Source organism: Novosphingobium sp. FW305-C-111, assembly GCF_058783565.1.
Window position 1 is genome coordinate 93,031 of the sequence record NZ_JBYSYP010000008.1, and the last position, 25,533, is coordinate 118,563.

Annotated in this window: 25 protein-coding genes; 14 read left to right on the forward strand and 11 right to left on the reverse strand. The window is 65.5% G+C overall.

Annotated elements, in window-relative coordinates; all coding sequences use genetic code 11:
- Positions 1-180 precede the first annotated feature (180 nt).
- Both AC3WLD_RS11010 and AC3WLD_RS11015 read right to left on the reverse strand, forming a co-directional pair.
- Positions 181-762 (reverse strand): TetR/AcrR family transcriptional regulator, encoded by a 582-nt coding sequence (locus AC3WLD_RS11010; RefSeq protein WP_492557004.1) that lies wholly within the window; start codon positions 760-762, stop codon positions 181-183.
- 284 nt (positions 763-1,046) lie between these two features.
- Positions 1,047-1,502: an Lrp/AsnC family transcriptional regulator gene (locus AC3WLD_RS11015; RefSeq protein ID WP_492557005.1), complete on the reverse strand. Its 456-nt coding sequence runs from the start codon at positions 1,500-1,502 to the stop codon at positions 1,047-1,049.
- A 133-nt stretch (positions 1,503-1,635) separates the two neighbouring features.
- Between AC3WLD_RS11015 and ald the strand changes: the two genes are divergently transcribed.
- The 8 genes from ald to AC3WLD_RS11055 all read left to right on the forward strand — a co-directional run bounded on the left by ald (position 1,636) and on the right by AC3WLD_RS11055 (position 10,119).
- On the forward strand, positions 1,636-2,751 hold the full coding sequence (gene ald / locus AC3WLD_RS11020; protein ID WP_492557006.1) for an alanine dehydrogenase: 1,116 nt from the start codon (positions 1,636-1,638) through the stop codon (positions 2,749-2,751).
- Between the two features lie 107 nt (positions 2,752-2,858).
- On the forward strand, positions 2,859-4,049 hold the full coding sequence (locus AC3WLD_RS11025; protein WP_492557007.1) for an acyl-CoA dehydrogenase: 1,191 nt from the start codon (positions 2,859-2,861) through the stop codon (positions 4,047-4,049).
- A gap of 103 nt (positions 4,050-4,152) precedes the next feature.
- Positions 4,153-6,459 carry a bifunctional salicylyl-CoA 5-hydroxylase/oxidoreductase gene (locus tag AC3WLD_RS11030; RefSeq protein WP_492557008.1) on the forward strand — a complete coding sequence of 769 codons (2,307 nt, stop codon included), beginning with the start codon at positions 4,153-4,155 and terminating at the stop codon, positions 6,457-6,459.
- Positions 6,459-7,220 (forward strand): SDR family NAD(P)-dependent oxidoreductase, encoded by a 762-nt coding sequence (locus AC3WLD_RS11035; protein ID WP_492557009.1) that lies wholly within the window; start codon positions 6,459-6,461, stop codon positions 7,218-7,220. The genes AC3WLD_RS11030 and AC3WLD_RS11035 overlap by 1 nt, the downstream gene beginning before the upstream one ends.
- The gene (locus AC3WLD_RS11040) at positions 7,220-7,687 is read left to right on the forward strand and encodes a MarR family winged helix-turn-helix transcriptional regulator (RefSeq protein ID WP_492557010.1); all 468 of its coding nucleotides are present in this window, start codon (positions 7,220-7,222) and stop codon (positions 7,685-7,687) included. The genes AC3WLD_RS11035 and AC3WLD_RS11040 overlap by 1 nt, the downstream gene beginning before the upstream one ends.
- Positions 7,684-8,493 carry an enoyl-CoA hydratase family protein gene (locus AC3WLD_RS11045; protein WP_492557011.1) on the forward strand — a complete coding sequence of 270 codons (810 nt, stop codon included), beginning with the start codon at positions 7,684-7,686 and terminating at the stop codon, positions 8,491-8,493. The genes AC3WLD_RS11040 and AC3WLD_RS11045 overlap by 4 nt, the downstream gene beginning before the upstream one ends.
- 1 nt (position 8,494) lies before the next feature.
- Positions 8,495-9,670: an acyl-CoA dehydrogenase family protein gene (locus AC3WLD_RS11050; RefSeq protein ID WP_492557012.1), complete on the forward strand. Its 1,176-nt coding sequence runs from the start codon at positions 8,495-8,497 to the stop codon at positions 9,668-9,670.
- Positions 9,670-10,119 carry an acyl-CoA thioesterase gene (locus AC3WLD_RS11055; protein ID WP_492557013.1) on the forward strand — a complete coding sequence of 150 codons (450 nt, stop codon included), beginning with the start codon at positions 9,670-9,672 and terminating at the stop codon, positions 10,117-10,119. The genes AC3WLD_RS11050 and AC3WLD_RS11055 overlap by 1 nt, the downstream gene beginning before the upstream one ends.
- Before the next feature lie 3 nt (positions 10,120-10,122).
- Here AC3WLD_RS11055 and AC3WLD_RS11060 read toward each other — a convergent pair whose 3' ends face one another.
- The 3 genes from AC3WLD_RS11060 to AC3WLD_RS11070 all read right to left on the reverse strand — a co-directional run bounded on the left by AC3WLD_RS11060 (position 10,123) and on the right by AC3WLD_RS11070 (position 12,871).
- Positions 10,123-10,677, reverse strand: a complete 555-nt coding sequence (locus AC3WLD_RS11060) for a lipocalin family protein (RefSeq protein WP_492557014.1) — start codon at positions 10,675-10,677, stop codon at positions 10,123-10,125.
- A 113-nt stretch (positions 10,678-10,790) separates the two neighbouring features.
- Positions 10,791-11,588, reverse strand: a complete 798-nt coding sequence (locus tag AC3WLD_RS11065) for a hypothetical protein (RefSeq protein WP_492557015.1) — start codon at positions 11,586-11,588, stop codon at positions 10,791-10,793.
- Positions 11,589-11,764: 176 nt separating this feature from the next.
- Positions 11,765-12,871: an LLM class flavin-dependent oxidoreductase gene (locus AC3WLD_RS11070; RefSeq protein ID WP_492557016.1), complete on the reverse strand. Its 1,107-nt coding sequence runs from the start codon at positions 12,869-12,871 to the stop codon at positions 11,765-11,767.
- Positions 12,872-13,059: 188 nt separating this feature from the next.
- Here AC3WLD_RS11070 and AC3WLD_RS11075 point away from each other — a divergent pair, with 188 nt between their 5' ends.
- From AC3WLD_RS11075 to AC3WLD_RS11100, 6 genes are read left to right on the forward strand one after another with little or no spacing between them, the layout of a single operon-like run.
- On the forward strand, positions 13,060-13,947 hold the full coding sequence (locus AC3WLD_RS11075; protein WP_492557017.1) for an alpha/beta fold hydrolase: 888 nt from the start codon (positions 13,060-13,062) through the stop codon (positions 13,945-13,947).
- A gap of 48 nt (positions 13,948-13,995) precedes the next feature.
- Positions 13,996-15,348 (forward strand): aromatic ring-hydroxylating dioxygenase subunit alpha, encoded by a 1,353-nt coding sequence (locus AC3WLD_RS11080; protein WP_492557018.1) that lies wholly within the window; start codon positions 13,996-13,998, stop codon positions 15,346-15,348.
- 11 nt (positions 15,349-15,359) lie between these two features.
- Complete coding sequence (locus tag AC3WLD_RS11085; RefSeq protein ID WP_492557019.1) at positions 15,360-16,376, forward strand: FAD-binding oxidoreductase; 1,017 nt, start codon at positions 15,360-15,362, stop codon at positions 16,374-16,376.
- Between the two features lie 21 nt (positions 16,377-16,397).
- The gene (locus tag AC3WLD_RS11090; protein WP_492557020.1) at positions 16,398-17,264 is read left to right on the forward strand and encodes a VOC family protein; all 867 of its coding nucleotides are present in this window, start codon (positions 16,398-16,400) and stop codon (positions 17,262-17,264) included.
- A gap of 4 nt (positions 17,265-17,268) precedes the next feature.
- The gene (locus AC3WLD_RS11095) at positions 17,269-18,450 is read left to right on the forward strand and encodes an amidase (RefSeq protein WP_492557021.1); all 1,182 of its coding nucleotides are present in this window, start codon (positions 17,269-17,271) and stop codon (positions 18,448-18,450) included.
- Between the two features lie 2 nt (positions 18,451-18,452).
- Complete coding sequence (locus AC3WLD_RS11100; protein WP_492557022.1) at positions 18,453-19,778, forward strand: M20 family metallopeptidase; 1,326 nt, start codon at positions 18,453-18,455, stop codon at positions 19,776-19,778.
- Positions 19,779-19,800: 22 nt separating this feature from the next.
- On the opposite strand, the gene AC3WLD_RS11105 is transcribed toward AC3WLD_RS11100, so the two are convergent.
- The 6 genes from AC3WLD_RS11105 to AC3WLD_RS11130 all read right to left on the reverse strand — a co-directional run bounded on the left by AC3WLD_RS11105 (position 19,801) and on the right by AC3WLD_RS11130 (position 25,407).
- Positions 19,801-20,802 (reverse strand): zinc-dependent alcohol dehydrogenase family protein, encoded by a 1,002-nt coding sequence (locus AC3WLD_RS11105; RefSeq protein WP_492557023.1) that lies wholly within the window; start codon positions 20,800-20,802, stop codon positions 19,801-19,803.
- A 16-nt stretch (positions 20,803-20,818) separates the two neighbouring features.
- Positions 20,819-21,379, reverse strand: coding sequence for a winged helix DNA-binding protein (locus AC3WLD_RS11110; RefSeq protein ID WP_492557024.1), 561 nt, complete (start codon positions 21,377-21,379; stop codon positions 20,819-20,821).
- Between the two features lie 26 nt (positions 21,380-21,405).
- Positions 21,406-22,152: a maleate cis-trans isomerase family protein gene (locus tag AC3WLD_RS11115; protein ID WP_492557025.1), complete on the reverse strand. Its 747-nt coding sequence runs from the start codon at positions 22,150-22,152 to the stop codon at positions 21,406-21,408.
- Entirely contained in the window at positions 22,149-22,910 is a 762-nt protein-coding gene (locus AC3WLD_RS11120) for an aspartate/glutamate racemase family protein (protein WP_492557026.1), read from the reverse strand. The genes AC3WLD_RS11115 and AC3WLD_RS11120 overlap by 4 nt, the downstream gene beginning before the upstream one ends.
- 75 nt (positions 22,911-22,985) lie before the next feature.
- Positions 22,986-24,848 (reverse strand): TonB-dependent receptor, encoded by a 1,863-nt coding sequence (locus AC3WLD_RS11125; protein ID WP_492557101.1) that lies wholly within the window; start codon positions 24,846-24,848, stop codon positions 22,986-22,988.
- Positions 24,730-25,407: a TonB-dependent receptor plug domain-containing protein gene (locus AC3WLD_RS11130; RefSeq protein ID WP_492557027.1), complete on the reverse strand. Its 678-nt coding sequence runs from the start codon at positions 25,405-25,407 to the stop codon at positions 24,730-24,732. Before AC3WLD_RS11130 ends, AC3WLD_RS11125 begins: the two co-directional genes overlap by 119 nt.
- Positions 25,408-25,533 lie beyond the last annotated feature (126 nt).

Sequence of the window (25,533 nt, forward strand, 5' to 3'; positions counted from 1 at the left end):
GAGAACACATCGGGTGGCAACCTTGCGCCTGGATTTGTCCACGGCATCGGGATCGCGGTCGAAGCCGTGCGGGTGCTGCGCGGGGGATCGTGCAACCCGGTTCCGGATGCGTGGACCTGTCTGATCGCAGGCGGGCCTGGTGCGCCGACGGTGAGTTCGGCGATCTTCGCGACGGAATGATCAGCCTGCGGGCGTCCCGCTGGCGAACGAACGGATCCCGGCAAGCAACATCCGCATGGCGCCAATGAAGACCTGCTCATCGTCACCACCCTCGGCAGCGGCTGCGGCTAGCAGCGGAAATCGCGTCGCATCGACCGGGGGGAGCGACGGTACTCCGCGCACCTGCGCCGCCGCCGCGAAGAGGGCAGACCCGTAGGTCAGCTTTTCTGTCGCCTCGAGCATCGCCAGCGTCATGCCGGGGACGTTCGGGTAATCCCCCGCAGCGTCCTCATAGGCCTTCAGCAGCATGTGCCGTGGGAAAAATTGCAGGATCAGCGGCGCCGCGTTCGGATGCTTGAGCAGTCCGCGTCGCGTCTCGATGCAAAGGAACAGTGCGCGCTCTTCCCAGGTTTCGGCCATCTCGGGCCGAAATTTCGTGTCCAGCAGGATATGTCGCGCGACCTCGGCGAGCAATTCGGCCTTGTCCTTGAAGTGATGGTACAGCGACGGCGCCTTCACGCCCATCGCCTTGGCGACGAGATTGAGGCTGAAGCCCTCGAGACCCTCGGCGTCGATGACCCCCAGGGCAGCTCGGGTCGCCATTTCGCGAGTAATAAGTGGCTTTGTCGGTCTGGCCAAAAATCGATCTCTCGTAGGTAAGGGTGTTCCAATTGCGCGGGCTGTGCCCGTTAGCAAGTCCTAACCAGCCCAAAGGCCCAACCATTCACACTTGCGAGTAGCGACAATCTTCCGTCCAAGGATTTCGGAGGTCAACCGAGTCTTGGCGGCAGCGTTCGTCCGGACTGAAGGCTCCTGGCGACCAGAGGTTCGCGATGGCGACGAGTGGACCAGGACTGCTTCCATGGCTTCGCTGCAGGGTCGACCCTCTATTTGGCCGGATAGCCGCGCCATGGCTTGATCGTGCGGATGGCGAAGCTCGATCGCATGACGCTCACTCCCGGCAAACGGGCCAGGCATTCGCGGTGAATGCGGTCGAACTGTTCGACGTCGCGCGCGGCGATCCGTAGGATGTAGTCTGCGCTGCCCGACATCAGGTGGCATTCAAGAATGTCGTCGAAGTCCCCGACTGCCTGCTCGAAGCTGTCCATTGCCTCACGACTCTGACTGGTGAGGGTGATCTCGACGAAGGCCTGGAGGGTCAGACCAAGCCGATGCGGATCGAGCACCGCAGAATAGCCGCAAATCAGGCCCGCGGCTTCGAGCGATTTGATCCGCCGATGGCAGGCAGAGGTGGACGTGCCGACCAGTTGGGCCAATTCGGCAATCGAGCGCGAGGAGTCGGCTTGGAGCGCCGTGGCGATCTGCCTGTCGATCGAATCCACAAAAATATCCCGATAGAACACGTATAGTCGGGATATTATGCCACTTCTCGCGAAAGAATGCAAAAGTCTGGCAAGAAACCCCCGTTGTGATCGTGCATTATACCCGCGTAGCGAGGCCACTTGGAGAGCAGCCATGCGTGTCGGCACTGTCAAGGAAATCAAGAACCACGAATACCGCGTCGGCCTGACCCCCGAAAGCGCCCGCGAACTCGTGGCGCACGGTCACGAGGTGTGGGTCGAGATGGGGGCGGGCAGCGGCATCGGCGCGTCGGACGCGGACTACGAAGCGGCAGGCGCATCGATCCGCCGGTCTGCAGCGGAAATCTTCGCCGAATGCGAGATGGTGGTGAAAGTCAAGGAGCCGCAGGCGGCCGAGCGAGCACAGCTCCGCAAAGGGCAGATCCTTTATACCTACCTGCATCTCGCACCCGATCCCGCGCAGACCGCCGACCTGGTCAGCTCCGGGGTGACCGCGATCGCTTATGAGACGGTGACCGGGGCAGACAATTCGCTGCCTCTCCTCAAGCCGATGAGCCAGGTCGCGGGCCGCATGAGCATCCAGGCCGGCGCGACCGCGCTCGAAAAGGCGCACGGCGGACGCGGTGTGCTGCTGGGCGGGGTTCCCGGCGTCCTGCCGGCCAAGGTCGTGGTGATCGGCGGCGGCGTCGTGGGTTTCAACGCCGCGCAGATGGCAGTGGGCCTCGGTGCCGACGTGACCATCCTCGACCGCGATCCGGCGGTGCTCGAGCGGCTCGACAGCCACTTCGAGGGCCGCGCGCGGACACTCTATTCAGGGCGGGCCGCCTTGGCTGCGGAAGTCGCCGAGGCCGATCTCGTCATCGGCGCAGTGCTGGTTCCCGGCGCGGCAGCGCCCAAGCTCGTCACCCGCGAAATGCTCGCGACAATGAAGCTCGGTGCGGTGCTGGTGGATGTCGCCATCGACCAGGGCGGCTGCTTCGAGACCTCGCGCGCTACGACCCATGCCGAGCCGACCTATGTGATCGACGGCATCGTCCACTATTGCGTGGCCAACATGCCTGGCGCGGTGGCGCGGACGAGTACGTATGCCCTCAACAATGTGACCCTGCCGCACGCCTTGCGCATCGCCGATCTAGGCTGGAAGGCCGCGCTGAAGGCGAACCCGCATCTGGCTGCCGGGCTGAACGTCCACGAGGGCCAGGTGACGTACGAGGCCGTGGCGCGTGATCTCGGCTATGATTACGTGCCGACGGCCGCTTTGCTCGCCTGACAGGGTTTAACCCTGATCCACGCGCGCATGCAAAGCGTCAGGATATGCCTCTTGCCTGGGTGAGGATTTTATTTTAAGCTTAAAATAAATCGACAGGAGCGCGTGCGATGTCCGAGAAGAAAGTGAGCTGGCCCTCGTTCGCGTGGGAGGATCCGCTGCTCCTCGAAAGCCAGCTGACCGAAGAGGAACGGATGGTCCGCGACACCGCCCGCGCCTTTGCCGACGAGCATCTCGCACCGATCGTCAAGAACGACAACCGGCTGGAGCAGTGCGACCGCGCGCTGATGGAGAAGTTCGGGGCGCAGGGGCTGCTCGGGGTGACGCTGCACGGCTACGATTGCCCGGGCGTGTCCTACGTCGCCTACGGCCTCGTCGCGCGCGAGGTCGAGCGGGTCGATTCGGCATACCGGTCGGCGATGTCGGTGCAGTCGAGCCTGGTGATGTGGCCGATCTATGCCTACGGCACCGAGGAGCAGAAGCAGCGCTACCTGCCAAGGCTGGCCAGCGGCGAATGGATCGGCTCGTTCGGGCTGACCGAGCCCGATGCCGGCTCCGATCCCGGCTCGATGCGCACCACCGCGAAGAAGACCGCTAACGGTTACGTGCTGAACGGCGCGAAGATGTGGATCACCTCCTCGCCGTTTGCCGACGTGATGGTGGTCTGGGCCAAGACCGAGGACGGCAGGATTCGCGGCTTCGTGGTCGAGCGCGGCGACAAGGGGCTCTCCACCCCGAAGATCGAGGGCAAGTTCTCGCTGCGCGCCTGGGTTACCGGCGAGATCGTGCTCGACAATGTCGAAATCCCCGAAGACCGCCTGCTGCCCAATGTTTCCGGCCTCGGCGGGCCGTTCGGGTGCCTCAACAACGCGCGCTACGGAATTGCCTGGGGGGCGATGGGCGCGGCCGAGTTCTGCTGGCACGCCGCGCGCCAGTATGGCCTCGATCGCAAGCAGTTCGGTCGGCCGCTCGCGGCGACGCAGCTGTTCCAGAAGAAGCTGGCCGACATGCAGACCGAGATCACCCTCGGCCTTTCCGCCGCGCTCCATGCAGGGCGGCTGATGGACGCCAGGCAGCTCGCACCCGAGGCGATCAGCCTGATCAAGCGCAACAACTGCGGCAAGGCGCTCGATATCGCCCGGGTGGCGCGCGACATGCACGGCGGCAACGGCATTTCCGACGAATACGGGGTGATCCGCCACGTCATGAACCTCGAAGCGGTCAACACCTATGAGGGCACGCACGATGTCCATGCCCTGATCCTCGGGCGGGCGCAGACCGGCATCCAGGCCTTTTCCTGAGCCAATTTGCGCTCGCGCAAGGTGCGGGCCTTGACAGAAACTTATTTTAAGCTTGAAACTTCGCGCGGTACGTCCGCCGGGCTCAATGAAGGGTAATGGTGCGATGAGGATTGCCTGTGTCGGCGGTGGTCCCGCGGGACTCTATTTCGCGATCTCGATGAAGCTGCGCGTTCCCGACGTGCAGGTCGAGGTGTTCGAGCGCAACAAGCCGGGCGACACGTTCGGCTGGGGCGTGGTCTTTTCCGACCAGACCATGGCCAATCTGCGCGCCAACGATCCGCTCAGCGCCGCGACAATGGAGGCCGAGCTTGCCCACTGGGACGATATCGACGTCCACGTGAACGGCGAGATGGTCAGCTCCACCGGCCACGGCTTCATCGGCATCGGCCGCAAGCGCCTGCTCAACATCCTCCAGGACCGCGCCCGCGAGCTGGGCGTGATCCAGCACTTCGAGGTCGAGGTCGATCCGACGCTGGAGGCCTACAAGGACTTCGACCTCGTCATCGCCAGCGACGGGCTCAACAGCCGCATCCGCGCCGCGCGGGAAGAGACCTTCAAGGTCGATATCGACGTGCGCCCCAACAAGTTCGTGTGGCTGGGCACGCACCAGCTGTTCGACGCGTTCAAGTTCATCTTCGTAGAGACCGAGCACGGCTGGGTCTGGGCCCATGCCTATCGCTTCGACAAGGATACCTCGACCTTCATCGTCGAATGCCAGCCCGATACCTACGACAAGTGGGGCTTCGGCGAGATGAGCCAGGAGGAGAACTGCCGGACTTGCGAGACAATCTTCGCGGATTACCTTGGCGGCCATCCGCTGATGACCAATGCCGGCCACATCCGCGGCTCGGCCTGGATCAACTTCCCCCGCGTGCTGTGCCACCAGTGGTACGACGGCAACCTGATCCTGCTCGGCGATGCAGCGCACACCGCGCACTTCTCGATCGGCTCGGGCACCAAGCTCGCCTTCGAGGATGCGATCAAGCTGGCCGACGTCCTTGCCGACAGCGAGTTGCCGCTCAAGGAAGGGCTCGCCCAGTACCAGGAAGAGCGCCACGTCGAAGTGCTCAAGCTGCAATCGGCGGCGAAGAATTCGATGGGCTGGTTCGAGGAAGTCGACCGCTATCTCGACGCGCTCGAGCCGTGGCAGTTCACCTATTCGCTGCTCACCCGCAGCCAGCGCGTCAGCCACGAGAACTTGCGCCTGCGCGATCCGGCATGGCTCGCCCGGCTGGAAAGCCAGTTCGCCAGCCGTGCTTTCGGAGAGCAGGGCCATGCCCCGGTCCCGCCGATGTTCACGCCGCTGTCGCTGCGCGGCATGAAGGTGGAGAACCGCGTGGTGATGAGCCCGATGGCGACCTACAGCGCGGTCGACGGGGTGCCGAACGATTTCCACCTCGTCCACTACGGCGCCCGCGCGATGGGCGGGGCAGGGCTGGTCTATACCGAGATGACCTGCGTCTCGCCGACCGGGCGGATCACGCCCGGCTGCACCGGCATCTGGAACGACGAGCAGGCCGCGGCGTGGAAGCGGATCGTCGATTACGTCCACGGCCAGAGCGGGGCCCGGTTCTGCCTGCAGATCGGCCACTCCGGCTCGAAGGGGTCGACCCGCCTCGCCTGGGACGGGATCGACGAGCCGCTGCCCGAGGGCAACTGGCCGCTGATCGCCGCAAGCGACGTGCCTTACGGGCCGCGCAACCAGAAACCGCGGGCAATGACCCGCGCCGACATGGACGAAGTGCGCGATCAGTTCGTCGCTGCCACCCGCCGCGCCGACCGGGCCGGGTTCGACATGATCGAGCTTCACGCCGCGCATGGCTACCTGATCGCCAGCTTCATCACGCCAACCCAGAACACCCGCACCGACGAATACGGCGGCTCCCTCGAAAACCGGCTGCGCTATCCGCTCGAGGTCTTCGCGGCGATGCGCGAGGCCTGGCCGGCGGACAAGCCGATGTCGGTGCGCATTTCCGCGCATGACTGGGTCGGCGAGGCGGGGGTCACCCCCGACGAAGCGGTCGAGATCGCGCGCGCCTTCCGCGATGCCGGGGCCGACCTGATCGACGTCTCCTCGGGCCAGTCAACCAAGGCGGAAAAGCCGGTCTATGGCCGGATGTTCCAGACCCCGTTTGCCGACGAGATCCGCAACGAGCTGGGGGTCAAGACTATGACCGTGGGCAACATCTACGAAGTCGACCACGTCAACTCGATCCTCGCCTCGGGCCGCGCAGACCTTTGCGCGCTGGCCCGGCCGCACCTGATCGACCCGCACTGGACCCTGCGCGCCGCCGCCGAACTCGGCTTCGAAGGGGCAGGGGCCGAGCCGCCGAAGCAATACCGCGGCGGGTTCGTCCAGCTGTCGCGCAACATGGCCCGCGCGGCGCAGATGTTCACGATGGCGGTGTGATGCCGGACCTTTCCGCCCATCACGCGGTCATCACCGGCGGCGGTACCGGGATCGGCGCGGCGATTGCCCGCGCGCTCCACGGGGCCGGCGCGCGCGTCACCCTGATGGGCCGCCGCAAGGAACCGCTGGAAGAAATCGTGGCAACGCTGCCGGGCTCGGCGGCGATCGCGATGGACGTCACCGATGAAGCCTCGGTCGAGGCGGCGATGGCGGAGGCCCGGGCGCTCGCCCCGGTCTCGATCCTCGTCAACAACGCCGGCGGGGCCGAGACCGCGCCGTTGGCCAGGACCTCGACCGCGCTGTGGCAGCAGATGATCGCGGTGAACCTGACCGGCGCGTTCTTCTGCACCCGGGCCGTGCTGGGGGAGGTCGCCAAGGCGCAGAACGGGCGGATCGTCACCGTCGCCAGCACATCGGGCCTCAGGGGCTATGCCTATACCGGCGCCTATGCCGCGGCGAAGCACGGGGTCATCGGCCTGACCCGCACCCTCGCGCTCGAACTCGCCCGCACCTCGGCGACGGCGAATGCGGTGTGCCCCGGCTTTGCCGATACCGAACTGGTCCAGCGCAGCCTCGACAACGTGATCGAGAAGACCGGCATGACCCGCGAAGCCGCGCTCGCCGAATTTGTCCGCGACAATCCGCAGAAGCGCTTGATCAAGCCGGAGGAAGTTGCTGCGGCAGTGCTGTGGCTGTGCGACCCGCTGTCCGGGTCGGTCAACGGCCAGTCGATTGCCATCGCCGGTGGAGAAGTGATGTAATGGCCGAACCCCACGCCAAGCAGTCCTTGCGCGTCTGGCTGCGGATGCTGCGTGCGACCACGATTATCGAGAAGCGCATCCGCGCCTATCTCAAGACCGAGTTCGACAGCACCCTGCCGCGCTTCGACGTGCTCTCCGCGCTCTACCGCGAGACTGCGCCGATCACGATGTCGCAGCTGACCGACCATCTGCTCGTCTCGAACGGCAACCTCACCGGCCTCGTCGGCCGGCTGGTCGAGGACGGGTTGATCCTGCGCGAAGCCGATCCCGAAGACCGCCGCGCCCAGCGGGTCATCCTCAGCGAAGAGGGCCGCGCCGCCTTCCGCGAGATGGCCGAGCGGCACGAGGCGCTGGTCGATTCGCTGTTCGCCGAAATGTCCGACGCCGACATGGACGCCATGCTCGGCCTCACCACCAAATTGAACGCCGCGCTGCGCGGCGCCCCGCAATCCCCGGAGGACGAATGAACCCCGCCACTTACCAGCCGGCTCATTTTCTGTGGTCGTTCGCCGAAGGCATCGGCACCGTCACGCTCAACCGGCCCGAGCGCAAGAACCCGCTGACCTTCGAATCCTATGCCGAGCTGCGCGACCTGTTCCGCGCGCTGGTCTATGCTCGCGAGGTCAAGGCGGTAGTGATTACCGGGGCCGGCGGCAACTTCTGCTCGGGCGGCGACGTGCACGAGATCATCGGCCCGCTGGTCCGCATGGACATGCCCGAACTGCTCGATTTCACCCGGATGACCGGTGACCTCGTCAAGGCGATCCGCCATTGCCCGCAGCCGGTGATTGCAGCGGTCGACGGGATTTGCGCCGGGGCGGGGGCGATCATCTCGATGGCCTCCGACCTGCGCATCGCCACGCCCGAGGCCAAGGTCGCGTTCCTGTTCAACCGCGTCGGCCTGGCCGGCTGCGACATGGGCGCCTGCGCGATCCTGCCGCGGATCATCGGGCAGGGCCGGGCGAGCGAACTGCTGTTCTTCGGCCGCAACATGACTGCCGCCGAGGGCGAGCACTGGGGCTATTTCAACCGCATCGTCGATGCCAGCGCGCTGATGGACGAGGCGATGACGATGGCCGGGCAGATCGCCGCCGGGCCGAACTTCGCCAACGCCATGACCAAGAACCAGCTCAACGTGGAATGGGACATGGGGTTGGACGCGGCGATCGAGGCCGAGGCGCAGGCCCAGGCAATCTGCATGCAGACGAAGGACTTCGAGCGCGCCTACAACGCCTTCGTCGCCAAGCAGGAACCGGTGTTCGAGGGCAACTGAGGTGGCCGACACGAGCTTTCTCGACTGGCCGTTCCTCGAGGACCACCACCGCGCGCTGGCCCGCGCGCTGGACGCATGGGCGGGTGAGCACATCGCCCCGCTGGCGCAGCACCACGGCGACGTCGACGCGGCGTGCAAGGTCATCGTGCGGCTGCTGGGCGAGGGCGGGTGGCTGCGTTACTGCGTGCCGGCCAGCCACGGCGGCTTGTTCGAAAACCTCGACGTCCGCTCGCTCTGCCTGATCCGCGAGACGCTGGCCCGCCACTATGGCCTCGCCGACTTCGTCTTCGCGATGCAGGGTTTGGGCAGCGGGGTGATCTCGCAGTTCGGCAGCGATGCGCAGAAAGCGAAGTACCTGCCCGGCGTGGCCAGCGGCGAGCTTGTCGCCGCCTTCGCCCTGACCGAGCTCGACAGCGGCTCCGACGTCGCCGCCACCGCCTCGACCGCCGAGGACCGAGGCGATCACTACGTCGTGAACGGGGCGAAGACCTATATCTCCAACGGCGGCATCGCGGATTTCTACGTCACGTTCCTGCGCACCGGCGAGGCGCCCGGTGCGCGCGGCCTTTCGGCGCTGGTGATCGATGCGGATACGCCGGGGTTGGAAATCGCCGAGCGCATCCAGGTTTCCGCGCCGCATCCGCTGGCAACGCTGCGTTTCAACGACATGAAGCTGGCGAAGGGCACGCTGATCGGCAGCGCCGGGGCGGGTTTCGCCCAGGCCATGGCCAACCTCGACGTGTTCCGCTCGACCGTGGGTGCCGCCGCGCTCGGCATGGCCCGGCGCGCGCTCGATGAAGCGCTCGCGCGGGTCAAGGGCCGTCACCTGTTCGGCGCGACGCTGGCCGACCAGCCAATCGCGCAGGCCCAGCTTGCCGAAATGGCGCTCGACGTCGATGCCGCCGCGCTGCTCGTCTACCGCGCGGCCTGGACCAAGGACGTGCGCCAGGGCCGCGTCACCCGCGAGGCGGCGATGGCCAAGCTTTTCGCCACCGACCAGGCACAAGTTGTGATCGACAAGGCGGTCCAGCTCCACGGCGGGCTCGGGGTGGTCTCGGGGCAGGTGGTGGAAGAACTGCTGCGCGAGATCCGGCCCTTGCGGATTTACGAAGGGGCCTCGGAAGTGCAGAAGCTCGTCATTGCCCGGCAAGTCCTGGCGGGAGGGGGAGTGACCTGATGCCGGCCTACCAACGCGAGGTGCTCGTGCGGTTCGCGCACTGCGACCCGGCAGGGATCGTGTTCTACGCGCGCTATTTCGAGATGATCAACGGCGTGGTCGAAGACTGGTTCGAGGACGCGCTGGAGGCGAGCTTTTCCGGCCTGCTGTTCCATCGCAACCTCGCCACGCCGACCGTCCACTTCAACGTCGACTTCACCGGCCGCTCGATGATGGGCGACCGCCTGACCTTCGAAACCTCGGTCACCCGCTTCGGCACCAGCTCGTTCGACCTGTGCCACGACGTCTCTTGCCGCGGCGAACATCGCATGCGCGTCCACCAGACGCTGCTGTTTACCGACGCCAACGCGAAGGGTTCTCAGCCGATACCCGAAGACCTCAGGCGCCGGATGGAGCGGTATTATATGCCGGAGAAGGCCGTGGTGAAGTTCGGCGCGGGCGGCGAGTAGCGCTTACGGCTGCCGCGTGATCCGCAGCATCGAGGTATCGTAGCCCAGCGCCGCCGCCCGGGCGATAAGGGCCTGCTTCTCGCTTTCGGACGGGTTGGCGGACCGCGAAAGCAGCCAGAGGTAGCGTCCACTCTGCTCGCCGACGATCGACCAGCTGTAGTCGTCGGCGTGATCGAGAACCCAGTAGTCGCCATAGAACGGTCCGAAGAAACTGACCTTGAGCTTGGCGTTGGTCAACGGGTCGACGATCTTTGCGACGCCCTTGGCGTCCTTCATCTTCCCGTCCGGCTTGCGGCAGCGGTTGAGCACGTCGATCTTGCCGTCCGCGCGTTTGGTGTAATCGGCGGTGACGCCGTCGCAATCCTTCTGGAAACCCTGCTCGTAACGAGCGATCTCGAACCAGTGACCGAGGTAGCGATCGAGTTCGACAGGCTTGGCCGGCTCTGGCACGTTCGAATTGCCAACCGGGTGCCGCCCGGCGAGCACCCCGGCGCAGCCGGAGAGAAGGACGGCCGCGGTCACGGCGGCGGCGAGGGCGAGCTGGCGGTTGCGTTTCATCGGGACCATTACCCGGCAAGACCCGCTTGGTTCCGCTTGTTCACCAAGGCGGGTTCTTCGGGAAGACTGGGCCTTCAGTCCGTCCCGTGAGAAAGCGGTTTCCGTTGAAGCAGTTAAGTTTCTTCTTGGGTCGTGACTGTTCCATCCACTTCGCGCACGGTCAGAGCAGTGGTGGTCTTGATCTCGCGCACTCTGCTGGCTTCATCTGTTCCAATCGCCACATCGATCGTTCCGGAGATCTGCTCCTGCGCGCGAGTTGCAAGCGCCGCTTCCAGCGTCACCGCCTTGCCTGTCACCTCTCCGGCCACGACGTCGCCTTCTGCCCTGGACCGGGCCACCGCTTTTTCGTCGATGTCCATGTGTGCGGAGAACGGGCTCCCGCCGCCTGGGCCGGTTCGGCTGGCAAGCCGTGACGGCGCCGCCGCGCTGGGGTCGTGGTACACAGCCCCGTCCTGCAAGGTCGGCAGCTGCGGATCGAAAGTCCGGACAATCTCGAGGACAGACAGGGGGTCGCACTCGATCTTGAAGGCATTCCAGGTGAAGATCCACTTGCCGCAGGCGGCCCGTGGCAGCTGGGCCCGGCCAAGCCATTGATCGAGGCGGGACTCGAGATCGTTCTGGTTGAGCAGATTGAGGCTGCCATCGGGCCGCTTCAGTACCCGGGCGGGCCACTGCCACGCGCCCTGCCGTTCCTCGGGCTTCATCGTCCCGGGGAGGTCGAAGCGCATCACCGCTCCCTCCTGGTCAGTGCTCTCGATGGTCTGGATCAGCACATCCCGATCGTGAGAAGAGCCTGATGAGCCGTCGCTTCCCGTCCTGGTGGAATCGCGGGTTACAGTGATCTCCCAGATGTCTCCGGCGTGGTAACGTGGCGCTGTTGCTTCCGCACGCACCGTGATCGGCGACAGCATCAGAGTGGTGACTGCAGCAGCAGCGAGCAGATGGCATCTCATCCCGACAGGTTGGTTCAATCATATATGCAGCGCAATGGGGCCACTGCAGCAGCCGGGCGTAGCAGTTCAAAAAAAAAGGCCGGGACGCCAGCCTGCGCCAGCGTCCCGGCAGGGGTGGAAACTCAGAGGTCCGATCAGTCTGGCCGGCGGATTCCGCGGGCCTCGAGGATCGGAAGGACATTGTCGCGGAAGTACGGGAATTCCTTGCCGTAATCGACGAATGAAAGGGTCGTCCCGCCGAGGCCGAGTTCGTGGAGCTGGCAAATCCCGTCGGCGACCTGTTCGGGCGTGCCGATCAGCGGAATGCCGCCGTGGCCCATGGCGAAACGGTCTCGAATCAAGGCGAGGAGGTCGTGAGGGAAGCTCTGGGCGTGGGCGAACTGCAGGCGGACGAGGTTGTCGACCGCTTCCCAGTCAGCATTGTCCTTGGCGAAGTACTGCAGGTAGTCCTGCGCCTCCTTCTCGGTCGGGCGGCAGACCACGTGGCTGAAGGTCAGCACGTCGACGTAGCGGCCCTGGTCGGCGGCCTGCTGCTTGAGTTCGGCGATTTCCTCGCGGCTGCGGTCGAAGTCGATGACCGAGGTGAACAGGAAGTCGGCGTTGCGGGTGGCGAATTCGCGGCCGAGGCCCGATCCGGCGGCGTTGAGGATCGGCGGGCGGCCGTTGACCGGCTTGGGCTCGGCCTCGACCCCCTTGAGGTCGAAGTGGGCGGTCTTCATGTCGAAGCTGCCGGTCTTTTCCCACAGCGCCTGGATGATGTCGAACCACTCCTGCGCATAGGCATAGCGGGTCTCGTGATCGTCAGCCAGGGTCAGGCCCAGCGCTTCGTATTCGGGCTTGTTCCAGCCGGCGACGATGTTGAGCCCGGCCCGGCCGCGGCCGATGGCGTCGATCGTGGCAATCTGCTTGGCGATCACGACCGGGTGGTTGCAGGCGGTGTGGATCGTGGCGATCGCGGAAATCCGGCTGGTCGAGGCGAGCACGCCCGCCGCCCAGGTCATCGTTTCCAGCACATGGCCATGGAAGTTGGTTTCGCCGCCGTAACCGATCCACCGCGCGATCGGGAGCATGAAGTCGATACCGGCATCGTCGAGCAGGCGGGCGAGGGCGAGGTTGCTTTCCCAGCTTGCGTCCCAGCGCTCGGGGATCTTCGTCACCGACATGCCGCTGGAGCAGTTGGTGGAGAACGTGCCGAGCTTGAAATGATTGGTCCGGCGCATCCGGTTTTCAACGTGAGTCATCAAGCGCTCCCTTCGCGTTAGCTCCCCGGCGGTTCATTTATTTTAGGCTTAAACTATATCTGCCGTGGTCCCGCGACCGAGTCAAGCTCATCGTTCACTGTAGATCGAATTTCAATTGATTTTCGATCTAAGGTCTGTCACCTCTGCGTTGTCGGACACGGGGGATGGCCCCGGCCGGGGGAGAAAACATGACCATTCACGTGGACCTGCTCGGGACCGAGACCCGATTCGTCGAAACCGGCAAGTACGTCACCCGCATGATCTCCGCGCCGGGCGAGGGCGAGCACGTGTTCCTGCTTCACGGCGGCGGCGGCCATGCCGAAACCTATTCGCGCAACATGACCCGGCTGGCCAAGGTCTGCCAGCCGCATGCCATCGACTTCATCTGGCACGGCATGTCGTCGCGGCCGGTGTTCTCGAACGGGGCGCCGCGGGCAAAGGAGAACTGGCTGACCCAGTTCACCGACCAGCTGCTCAACCTGATGGACCACCTCGGCATCGAAAAGGCCGTGGTGGAGGGCGAGTCGCTCGGCGGGTGGATTGCCTATGACATGGCGATCAATCATCCCGACCGGACCTCCAAGGTCATCCTCAACACCACCTGGGGGATGCACCTCGATCCGGCGCATGTCTACGAAGGCGATTCCGACCTCGATGCCCTGCGCGAAACCTCGGTCAACGCGCTGATGAACCCCACGCCCGAGCTGCTGCGCAAGCGGCTCGAATGGCTGATGCCGCTGGGCGGGGTGACTGACGAACTCGTCGATCTGCGCCGCGCGCTGTGGTCGATTCCCGAAACCCGCACTGCGCTGATCGAATACTACGAGCGCCTGTTCGCGCCGAACATTGCCGAGTTCTACTGGCAGGAAGCGGACATCGTGAAGATCGCCTGCCCGGCGCTGGTGTTGTGGACCGACAAGAACCCGATCCACGGCGAAGATGCCGCCGACCGGCTGGAGGCGATCATTCCCGGCGCGAAGAAGTACATCATGCGCGGCTGCGCGCACTGGCCGCAGTGGGAGCGTCCCGAAGAGCACGACGATGTCGTCGCCCGCTTCCTCACCGGCCAGCTCTAACCAATTGAAACCTATGACTTAAGAAAATGCCCTGAAAGGAAGTGCGAGATGAATGACGCAACGCCCGTCCGCCGCCGCTCCACGGTGCGCCTCAACACCACCAGCGACAAGCGCCTGAACGACAGCAAGACCCAGAGCCAGTACCAGCCCTACAAGGATGCCGCCTGGGGCTTCATCAACCACTGGTATCCGGCGCTGTTCACCGAGGAACTGCCCGAGGACGAAGTCCAGGGCATCCAGATCTGCGGCGTGCCGATCGTGCTGCGCCGGGTCGACGGCAAGGTTTTCGCGCTGAAGGACCAGTGCCTTCACCGCGGGGTGCGGCTCAGCCAGAAGCCGATGTGCTTCAACAAGAGCACGATCACCTGCTGGTATCACGGCTTCACCTTCGATCTCGACGACGGCAAGCTCTCGACCATCGTTGCCAACCCGAACGATCCGCTGGTCGGGACGACCGGGATCACCTCATATCCGGTCGAGGAAGTGGCCGGCATGATCTTCGTGTTCGTGCGCGAGGACGATTTCCCGCTGGAAGACGTGCCGCCGCTGTCGAGCGACCTGCCGATCCGCTTTCCCGAGAACTCCGAACGCTTCCCGCACCCGCTGTGGCCCGATGCGCCGAGCCTCCTCGACGAGGGCGCCGTGGCGATGGGGATGCACCGCACCGGCCAGAGCAACTGGCGCATCGCCTGCGAGAACGGGTTCGATAATGCCCACATCCTCGTCCACATGGACAACACTATCGTCCACGCCCTGAACTGGGTCCTGCCGCTGGGCATCCTCCCCGATCACGAGGAACCGATCACCTTGATCGAGGACGAGAACGGGCCCAAGGGCCTGATGCAGTGGCTGTTCACCGACCGCTGGAAGCCGGTGCTGGAGAACGAACAGCTCGGGCTCAAGATCGAGAACCTCAATGGCCGCTTCTACCGCACCTCGGTGGTGCTGCCGGGTTGCCTGATGGTCGAGAACTGGCCGGAAGAACACGTCGTCCAGTACGAATGGTACGTGCCGATTACCGACGACATGTACGAGTACTGGGAAGTCATGGTCCGCGTCTGCCCGACCGAGAAGGACCAGAAGGCGTTCAAGCACCGCTTCGACCGGGTCTACATGCCGCTGTGCCTGCGCGGCTTCAACGACTGTGACCTCTATGCACGCGAGGCGATGGAGGAATTCTACGCCGACGGCACCGGCTGGGACGAAGAACAGCTCGTTGCCACCGACGTCTCGCCGATCACCTGGCGCAAGGTCGCCTCGCGCTGGAACCGCGGGATCGCCAAGCCGGGCAGGGGCGTGCCCAATGCGACCAAGACGTCATCGATCCGCATGCGCCGGCTCGCGGAGGGCAAGGCGCCCGGCTACTTCGTCGAGAAGATCGACGACGTGAACAACTACTGAGGCGGTCGCAGGTGGGCGGTAAGGTCACATTGGCGTTCACGGACGGGGTCGAGCATGAGCTGGCGGTCGAACCCGGCCGGAGCGTGCTCGAAACCGGGCTCGCGGCGGGCCTGCCGCTGCTTTACCAGTGCCGTTCGGGGAGCTGTTCGAGCTGTCTGGCGACACTGGTAGAGGGCGAGGCGGAAACGCTGCCGGGGGCGGCCTCGTCGCTGCTCGCCTCGGAACGCGCGGCGGGCCATCGCCTGCTCTGCGTGACCGGAGCCAAGGGGAGCTGCCGCTTCACCCTGCCATACGACAGCACGGTCGGCGAAAACCGCCCGGTCGAGGCCCAGGCCTTCGTCAACGCGGTCGAGAAGGTTGCGTCCGATGTCGTCCGGCTTGAGCTGGAACTGGCCGAGGGGCACTGGCTCGATTTCCGCCCGGGCCAGTTCATCCAGGTCAAGGTGCCCGGCACCGACCAGGCCCGCAGCTACTCGATCTCGTCGATCCCGGCGGAGCTGCCGAAGATCGAGCTGCTGATCCGCCTGCTGCCCGGAGGGGTCATGTCGCAGTGGCTCCAAAGCAAGGCTGCAGTCGACGATGTTGTCGAAATTTCAGGTCCTTACGGTGCGTTCTTCCTGAAGGAGGGCAGCAAGGCGCCGCACGTGATGATCGCCGGCGGCACCGGGCTCGCCCCGATGATGAGCATGATCGACACGATCCGCAGCCGACCCGGCCGCAAGCCGCCGATCCACCTCAGCTTTGGCTGCCAGACCCCGGAAGGGCTGTTCCACCGCGAGCCGCTTGAACTGCGCGCGCACTGGCTGCCGAACCTCGCGGTCACCCTTTCGGTCGATCGCGGGCCCGCTCCGGAAGGGGCGCGGGTCGGCAATCCGGTCGAGGCGGTGGGCGCCGATGGACCGCTCGATCCCGCGACGGTAGCCTACCTGTGCGGCCCGCCGGGAATGATCGAGGCGGCCCGGGTGCATCTCGTCCGGCTCGGCTTGTCGCCAGACAATATTCATGCAGAACAATTTGTTGCTAGCTGAAGTTAAGAAGGAGTGGGGGAAATGGGCGTTGACAGCCTGGGCTATGTCGCCCTCAACGTGAGCAAGCTGGACGAGTGGCGGGCGCTGTTCGAAAAGGTCTTCGGGATGGAGCCGCGCGAACGCGACGGGGCCATCGACTACCGTATCGACGAGTATCACCACCGCTTCACGCTTTACCCGAACGCCAGCGACAGCGTCGAGACGATCGGCTGGGAAGTGGGCACCGAGGCGAAGCTCGAGGCCACTGTTGCCGCGCTGCGCGACCGCGGTGTCCACGTTGCCGAGGATGACGCCTCGATGCGCGAGCAGCGCAAGGTCAAGAAGCTCTACAGCTTCACTTGCCCGATGATCGGCAACCGCCAGGAACTCTATTACGGGCCGCTTGCCTCCAACACCGCGTTCTCCCCCAGCCGCGGCATCGCCGGTTACAAGACCGGCACACTCGGCCTCGGCCACGTGGTCTACTGGGTCAAGGACCTGCCGGCGGCGACCAAATTCTACGAGGAAGTGATGGGCTTCCGCATATCCGACTACATCGCCTGGGACGATAACGATGCGGTGTTCATGCACTGCAACGCGCGCCACCACACCCTCGCGCTGATGAAGGACGGGCCGATGGGGCCGGCGGGCGAGCTGATGCACATCATGATCGAGGCCAAGTCCTACGATGATGTCGGCTATGGCTACGACCTGGTCCGCGACATGGGGATCCCGGTGATGATCGAGCCGGGCAAGCACTCCAACGACCATATGCAGAGCTTCTACCTGCAGACGCCCTCGGGCTTCTGGATGGAATACGGCTACGGCGGGCGCGAGATCGGGCCGGACTGGGAAATCAGGAACTACGACGCGCCCATGCTCTGGGGCCACCGGTTCGTGGGAGCCTGAGCGGGTGGCACTTGGCGATTGCCTCGCCCGGATCGACGCCCGCGACGGCGAGGTCCGGGGCTGGACCCATCTCGACCGTACCGCGAATGGCGGGGCAGGGCCGCTCTCCGGCCTTGTCCTGGGCGTAAAGGACGTGATCGACGTCGCCGGGATGCCGACCACCCACGGGTCACCGATCTTCGCCAGCAACGTCGCCCCCGCCGATGCCGAAGCGGTGGCCCGGCTGCGCGCGGCGGGGGCGGTCGTGCTCGGCAAGACCGTGACCGCCGAGTTCGCGACGTATCACCCTGGACCGACCCGCAACCCGCGCAACCTTGCCCATACCCCCGGCGGTTCGTCGAGCGGCTCGGCGGCGGTGGTGGCCGACGGGCAGGCCGACTTCGCGCTCGGCACCCAGACCGCCGGCTCGATGATCCGTCCGGCGAGCTTTTGCGGAACCCTCGGGTGGAAGCCGAGCTTTGGGCGCTATCCCCTTGAAGGGGTTTTGGAAACTGCGCCAAGTCTCGACACCCTCGGGGTCTTTGCGCGCAATCTCGATATCCTCGTTGCCGCCGATGCCGTGCTTTCGGGCGAGACGGACATGCCCGATCCGGTCGGGCCGCTGACCGTGGGCCTGTGCCGCAGCCCGGCATGGGACGAGGCCAGCACCGAAATGCAGGCGGCGTTCCTCGCCTTTGCCGAAACACTGCGCGGGGCAGGGCACGCGGTGGTCGTGCGCGACCTGCCCGAACCATTCCACCGTCTCGGCCCGGCGCAGGCGCTGTTGCACCGCTGCGAGGCGGCGATGGTCATGGGCCACATCCGCCGCACCTGGCCCGACAGGGTCAGTGCCGAATTCGCCGCAATGATCGACGAGGGCGCGGCCGAGAGCGAGGATGCCTACCGGGCCGCGCGCACCCTCCAGCTCGAATGCAAGGAGCTGCTGGGCGAGATATTTGCAGGCGTCGACCTGCTGCTCGTGCCCGGCGCCCCCGGCGCCGCGCCCGAGGGCCTTTCGGCTACCGGAAACCCCGCGTTCCAGCGCATCTGGACCGCCGTCGGCGTGCCCTGCCTTGGCTTCCCGGCGGCCTGGCGCGAGGATGGGCTGCCGCTCGGCCTCCAGCTTGTCGCCGCCCCCGGCACCGACCGACAACTGCTTGCCAATGCACGACAAATCGTGGCGCTCGCCGCCTTGAGGGAGACTTGACCATGGAACCGACCGCACCGGCCCCGTTCACGCCTGAAATGGAAGCCGCCTATGCCCGCGCCAGGGCCAAGCTCGATCCGGCGCGGCTCAAGCAGTTCCTGTTCGACCTCACCGACATCCACTCGCCGACGGGCGCGACCCGCAAGGCCGCCGAATTCGTCGCCGAGCGGATGAAGGGCATGGGCCTCCACGCCGCGCTCGATCCGATGACGCCGATCTCGGCGAACGTGCTCGGCGAAAAGCGCGGCTCGGGCGATGGCGCGACCCTGCTGCTCTACGCTCCGATCGACACCCATCTCGAAGGCGATGAGAGCGACTTTCCCTGGGCTGGGCCGGAGCAGTTCGCCGATCTCAGGCCCTCGGCGCAGATGGTCGACGATTGGGTCTACGGGCTCGGCTCGTCAAACCCGAAGGCGATGGTTTCGGGGCTGATGGAAGTGGCCAATGCCTTGCTCGAGGCCGATATTCCGATGCTCGGCAACCTCCAGGTCGGGTTCGCGGACGGGGGGATGCCGGTGACGATTCCGGCCCGCGACAACGCCGGGATGAGCCACGGCGTCCACCACCTGCTCAGCCGGGGCATGGCCCCCGATTTCGCGATCATCATGAAGCCGTGGAACTGGGTCTATCACGAGGAACCGGGGATGGGCTGGTTCAAGATCCAGGTGAAGGGCACGCTCGGCTATGCCGGGGTCCCGCGCGGCACGCCCGGCTTCCGCAGCTCGGTAGTCCCCGCCGCGACGGTGATCCTTGAACTGGAACAGTGGCTTATCGAGTATGCCGAGAAGAACCGCTCGGGCGATGTCTATCCGCACGGGTGGATCGCCGGGGTCCGCGGCGGCTGGCCGGAGCGGCCGGCGTTCCCGAGCGCGGTGACCGAGATCTTCTTCGACGTCCGCATCAGCCCGCGAACAACCCCGGGCGACGTCCGCGCCCAGTTCGAAGACTTCATGCACGACCTCGCCGCGCGCTTCCCGGAGATCGACTGCGACTGGGAGATGTACGGCTCGACCCCCGGCGGCACCACCGATCCCGCCAACTGGATCATCCAGTCGTGCCGGCGCGGGTGGGAGACGATCGAAGGCAAGTCCTACATCACGCCCGATCCGCTCGGCGGCCAGACCGACGGCGCCGCCCTGCGCCGGCTCGGCGTGCCGACGGCGCGGATCGGCTGGCCCTGGCCGGCGGAAGGCTCGCCGCTGGAGATCGCCGAGGGGCTGGGCGGAATGGGCGCGACATACGTGCCGGATCTGATGCCGTGCCTGGAGAAGATCCTCTACGCCTGCATCGACACCCTGATGCGGCCGCGTGGCGAGATGGGGCTCTAGCCGCCGGCTAGCGGCGAAGGCCTCAGGCCTCCACCACCAGCTTGCCGAAGTGTGCACCCGTCGGGAGGTCTTCGTAGGCTCGGCGGACATCGGCGAAGGCATAGCGGCCGTCGATCACCGGCTTCAGGCCCCCAGTCTCGACCGCCCGGACCATCGCTAGCATGTCCTCGCGGTGGCCGACGGTGATGCCGTGGATCCGTTGGCGCCCGCCAAGCATCGCGCCCAGCGACAAGCTGGCATCAATCCCCGAAAGCACCCCGATCACGGCGATCGTGCCCTCCATCGCCAGAGCCGCCTGTGAGCGTGGGAAGGTTTCCGGCCCGCCGAGTTCAACCACGACTTCAGCCCCGCGGCCACCTGTGAAAGCACGGACCGGCTCCTGCCACTCTGGCGTCTTGCGGTAATTGACGAGGTGATCCGCACCCAGCGCGGCCGCGCGGTCGAGCTTGGCGTCGCTGCTGGAAAGGACTGTGACCGTCGCACCGGCCATCTTGGCAAACTGCAGCGCGAAGATGGCCACTCCTCCGGTGCCCTGGACCACGACATGCTGCCCGGCAAGCAGCCCGCCCTCGCGGAAAAGCGCGCTCCAGGCAGTCAGGCCCGCGCATGGTAGCGTCGCGGCCTCGGCGTGGAGAAGGTGGGCGGGAGAACGCACGAAAGCGCTCGACGGCAGGTTCACGGCCTCGGCCAGCACGCCGTCGCGCTCGCAGCCAAGCGAAAAGGCGCGATTAGAGGTCGTGCCTCGTCCGCCGTGCCAATCGGGATAAAAGCAACTCGTGACGGCATCGCCGGGCGCGAAGCCGGTGACACCCGTGCCGACCGCCATGATCGTTCCGGCACCGTCTGAGAATGGCACAACGTCGTTCTTGCCGGGATAGAAACCGGCGACGATGCCGAGGTCACGGTAATTGATCGCGGCGGCCCTGACCGCCACCTGGATCTCGCCAGGGCCGGGCGGGGGCAGATCCTCGTCGCGAAGGAGCAGGGCGTCCAGGCTTCGTCCAGTGAGCCGCCAGGTCTTCATCGCCCCTCCTTCGAGTTCAGGTCTCCGCGCGGTTCAGGGTGACCGAGGTCCGCGCGGATTCCTCGTAGATGCCGGTGATGATCGAGAGCAGCTCAGTGGCATCCTCGACCCGCTCGTCGAAGTCGGACAGGCTGCGCAGCTTGCGGATCAGGATCTCGCTGCGGAGCTTGGAATACTCGTTGGTCAGTTTCTCGCCGAGCTTGGTGATCGAATAGGTGTGGTTCTTGGTCCCGGCCTCCTTGTTCTTGTGGATCAGGCCGGAGCTTTCGAGCTTGCGCAGGGAGTACTGGATATTGGGGAGGTCGTCGCGGTTGAGCAGGCGGGCGATGGTCGCACCGCTCTTCGGGCGGTTCTGCATGCGGATGACGTGGAGAATGACGTGCTCGGCATGTTTGAGCTCGGACAGGCCGACCATTTCGTCGGCCGCGGCGACCCAGCGGCCGAATGCCTCGATCACCCGCATCAGGGCGAATTCGAGCTCGGTCACCTTGAACTCGGTCTCGTCGTTGGCGAGATGCCAGTTGCGGTAATACTTCGATTTCATGGAGGGCGGCCTCGTCCCGTTCGGTACGTTCATGGCCTCCTTATCGAGCAAGGCGCTGCTCACGACAAGGCGGCCCCGTACCCGGGCACTACAGGTTTGAGCCCCAGCGCCAGCAGCATCTGCCGGACGGTGCACGCCGAAGTCGTCACCACCGGTAGGCCGAAGCGGTCCTCGGCCGCGGCGATCGCGGCGGCGGCCGGCATCTGCACGCACGCGGAAAGGACCAGCGCATCGGCTCCGGTGAGGTCGAGTTCGCCCGCCGCTTCCAGCGCGGCGAAGGGATCGCGGCGGCCCACCGCGAGGTTGTCCGATATTTCCAGTGCACGCACCGCGCTCACCTCGAAACCTTCGTGGGCGATATAGTCGACCACGGTCTGGGTCAGCGGCTTCATATAGGGGGCGAGCACGGCGATCCTCGAAAAACCAAGTTCCCCCAGCGTCTTGACCAGCGCGCCGGCGCTCGTTACGACCGGGGCAGGGCCGCCTTCCGCCGCGGCGACGGCAGCGAGCTTCGCCTCGCTCATCCGGTGGTAGCCAAGCCCCATCGCCATGATCGCGACGAGGCAGGCATAGCCCATCACGTCGACCCGGGCGTCGGCCAGTTCGGCGGCGCAGCGCAGCGACTGCGCGTCCATTGCCTCGAGCTCCTCCTTGACCACGTGCATCATCCGCATGCGGCTGGAGTGGAACGTGAAGCGGGCATCCGGAAAGGCGGCCTCGCGGGCGCGCAGCATTGCCGGGATTTCGGTTTCCATCGTGGTGTTGGAACTCGGGACAATCTGCCCGATGCGGTATGTCCTGGTCACGGGAACAGCGCGGGCACCGGATCGAGCAGCGAATCCTGCGCGGACTCCGGCGCGAAATAGGTCTTCTTCGACTGCGCAATCCCGAGGTCGATCAGCGTCTCGCACTGCTTGAACGCGACGAGGCCGGGATTCAGCACCGGAACCTCGATCCGCGAAGCGAGCCAGGTGGCCGAGGCATGCATGGTGGTCGAGCCAAGGATGATCACGTCCGCACCGTCCTCGTCGATGGCCTTGCGCGCCTGTTCTTCGAGCCGGGCGAAGACGATATCCTCCTTGCCCGCCAGCAGTTCGGCGGTATCGGGCCGGGTATCGACATCGCGGATCGAGGCGAGGCGGGGGCCGAGGCCGGTTTCCAGCGCCAGTTTTTCGTAGAGCGGGTACCAGCGCTTCCACATCGTCAGCACGGAGAACTTTTTGCCAAGGTCGGCGGCGAGGAAGAACGACGCGCGGCCTGGGCCGACTACCGGGATCGACAGGCGCGAACGCAGCGCGGCGAGGCCGCTGTCGCTCATCGAATTGACGCAGACCGCGGCGTAGCCTTGCTCTTCAGCGCGCGAACCGGCTTCGAGCACCCAGGCGTCGGCGAGGGTCTGCTCATAGGGGGAATCGATGAGGTTCGCGCCATTGCGGCAGCCGACGAAGTCGATGGCGATGTCGGGCCGGATCAGCTCCGCCGGGATCTGCGCCGCGAAGCCCGGCAGGGCGATGGCAGGGACCGGCACCGGGACGATCATCAGGATGCGTTTCACGGCGGTCACTTTCCGGGCTTCCTCTCGAAAAAGAAGGGAGCTGCCCCCGCCCCGGTGTGGGGACGGGGGCGCTCCCTCATTGCTTCAGAAGCTGACGCGGGTGTGGACCGAGTAGGTCCGCGGCAGCTTGTAGGACACTTCGTTGCAGCCGCAGAGCGTCGCCAAGTCATAGCCCTGGAGGCCGATGCGGTGGTTGGTGACGTTGTCGACCGACACGCCCAGCTCGAACATCTTGCTGGGCGAGGTCCAGTTCAGCCCGAGGTCGAGGTTGGCGTACTGGCCGAACTTGTCGGCGTCGAAGTTGCGCAGGTTGTAGTAGTAGGACGACGAGTAGGTGAGGTTGGCGTTGGCCGCCATCTCGCCGCCGAACAGGTCCCAGCCATAGCGGATGATCGCCGAGGCCTGCGTTTCCGGTGCGTAGGTCGGCTTCAGGTCCTTGCGGATGGGCCCGCCGACCCGCAACGGCACGTCCTTCACCTTGGCGTCGAACTGCGAGAAGGTCAGCGCCATGTCGAGGCCCGGCATCGGGTTCGCCTGGAGCGAGATCTCGCCGCCGATCGTCCGCGCATCGGCGTTGATGACGAGACCCGCCACGCCGGTGAACAGGAACGACTGGTAGTTCTTGTAGTCGTAGTAATAGACCGCGCCGTTCAGCCGGACCTTGTTGTCGAGCATCGACAGCTTGAAGCCGCCCTCGTACGACCACAGCGTCTCGTCGCCATAGCGGATCGCCGAGGCCGGGGTCGGCAGGCCGCCGTTGAGCTGGGCGTTGTAGCTGCCCGCCTTCACGCCGCGATTGACGCCGAAATAGAGCAGTGTGTCGCTGTTCGGGCGGTACTCGAACTGGACCTTACCGGCCCACAGTGTCTTGCTGTACTTGTCGAGATAGGCCGAGGGGACGCCGCCCGGATAGACCGGCCCGATCGTCAGCGGGAAGCCGGGCACGGTCTGGGCCGGCTGGATCGCGCGGGAATCGGGCGAGATGAAGAGTTGCTGGATGAAGTCGTAGTTCTTCTTCTCGCGGATCACGCGGGCGCCGGCGACGACCCGGAACTTGTCGGTCACGTCGTAGTCGACCTGCCCGAAGACCGAGAAGCTGTCGGTCTTGAGCCGCGCTGTCGAGGCGATGTCGATCGGGTTGCCCGGCACGAGGCCGTTGATCGGCGCCTTCAGGCCATTCTTCGACAGGTTGTTGATGTGGAGGTAATAGACGCCCGCCGCCCAGGTGAAGCTGTCCGCTTTGCCGTTGAGCCGAAGCTCCTGAGTAAAGCTGTTCGCATCGACGTTGCCGTAGTTGGCGAGCTGGTTGGCCGGTCCGGCGTCGACGTCGATGAACAGCAGCTTCTTGAAGTTCTTGTAATCGGTGACGGAAGACAGGGTCACGCTGTCGTTCAGGTCGATCTTGGCCCTCATGTTGAGCCCCCACGTATCGACATGCCCATGGTCCTCGAAGGCGAAGTCGCTCGAGAACAGGTTGCCCGCGCCGTCGGGATCGATCCAGCCGAAGAAGTCGGCACCGGCAGGTCGGCCATAAAGTTCGCCCGCGCCGCCGTTGATGCCGTCGTTGTTTAGGTCGGACCCGGCATCGCCGTTGACGACGCCCGGAGCGCCGTTGACGCCGATCGAGGCGCGGGTTTCGTTCGGCCCGACGTCGAGCACGTTGATGAGCTCGCCGTTGGCATCGTACTGCGCGATCGTCGGCTTGTTCTGATAGGGGCCGGTGTTGACACGCGCGCGTGAGCCGTTGGCCGAGAAGATGAACTGGCTGGTGTCGGTCGGCTCGGCGAGAATCGTGAAACGGCCCGACAGGGTGTCGTCGTTGCCGAGGTCAGCACCGGCGCCGGGGCCAGGCGAGCCGCCGACAGCGCCGAGCGGGTAGAGGTTCTTGAGGTAGGGTTCCTGCTTGTTCCAGCGGCCGGCGACGCGAACGCCGATCTTCTCGCTCACCGGGCCGCCGACGGCGGCTTCGGCGGTGAAGATTCCCGGGTTCGACGGGCTGTCCATGATCCCGTACTTGAGGTCGGCATAGCCGCTCCATTCGGTCAGCGAGGGGAGGCGGGCTGAGGTAATGGACGAGACCGCCGGTGGCGTTGCGGCCGAAGAGTGTGCCTTGCGGACCTTTCAGAACTTCCACGCGATCGATGTCGAATACGGCAAACGACTGGCCCTGCGCGATCGCGATGTAGCCTTCGTCGAGATAGACCGCGTTCGGCGCCTCGACGACGTCGTTGAAGTCGTTCTGGGTGACGCCGCGGATGGTGAACTGGGTGTTCTGCCCGGCAAGGCTGCCCGAGATATGCACACCCGGCGAATAGCTGGCGATATCGGCGCTCTTCTGGATGCCCAGCGCGCGCAGCTGCTCACCCGAATAGGCGCTGATCGCGATGCCGACATCCTGGACGTTTTCCTGGCGTTTCTGCGCGGTAACGACGATCTCGGTTCCGAGGATCGAGTTGTCGTCGCTTTGCGCGGCGTCCTGCGCAGCGGCGGGCAGCGCCCAGGCCATCGCGAACGATGCGGCGCAGGCGGCAAGCATTGTCTTGGTTCTCATGTGACTCCCCTTCGATCCCTGTGGGTTGTGTCCCGGTGTTCCCCCCGCGCGGTATTCCGCTCTCGGTTCTTCGTGCGAAGC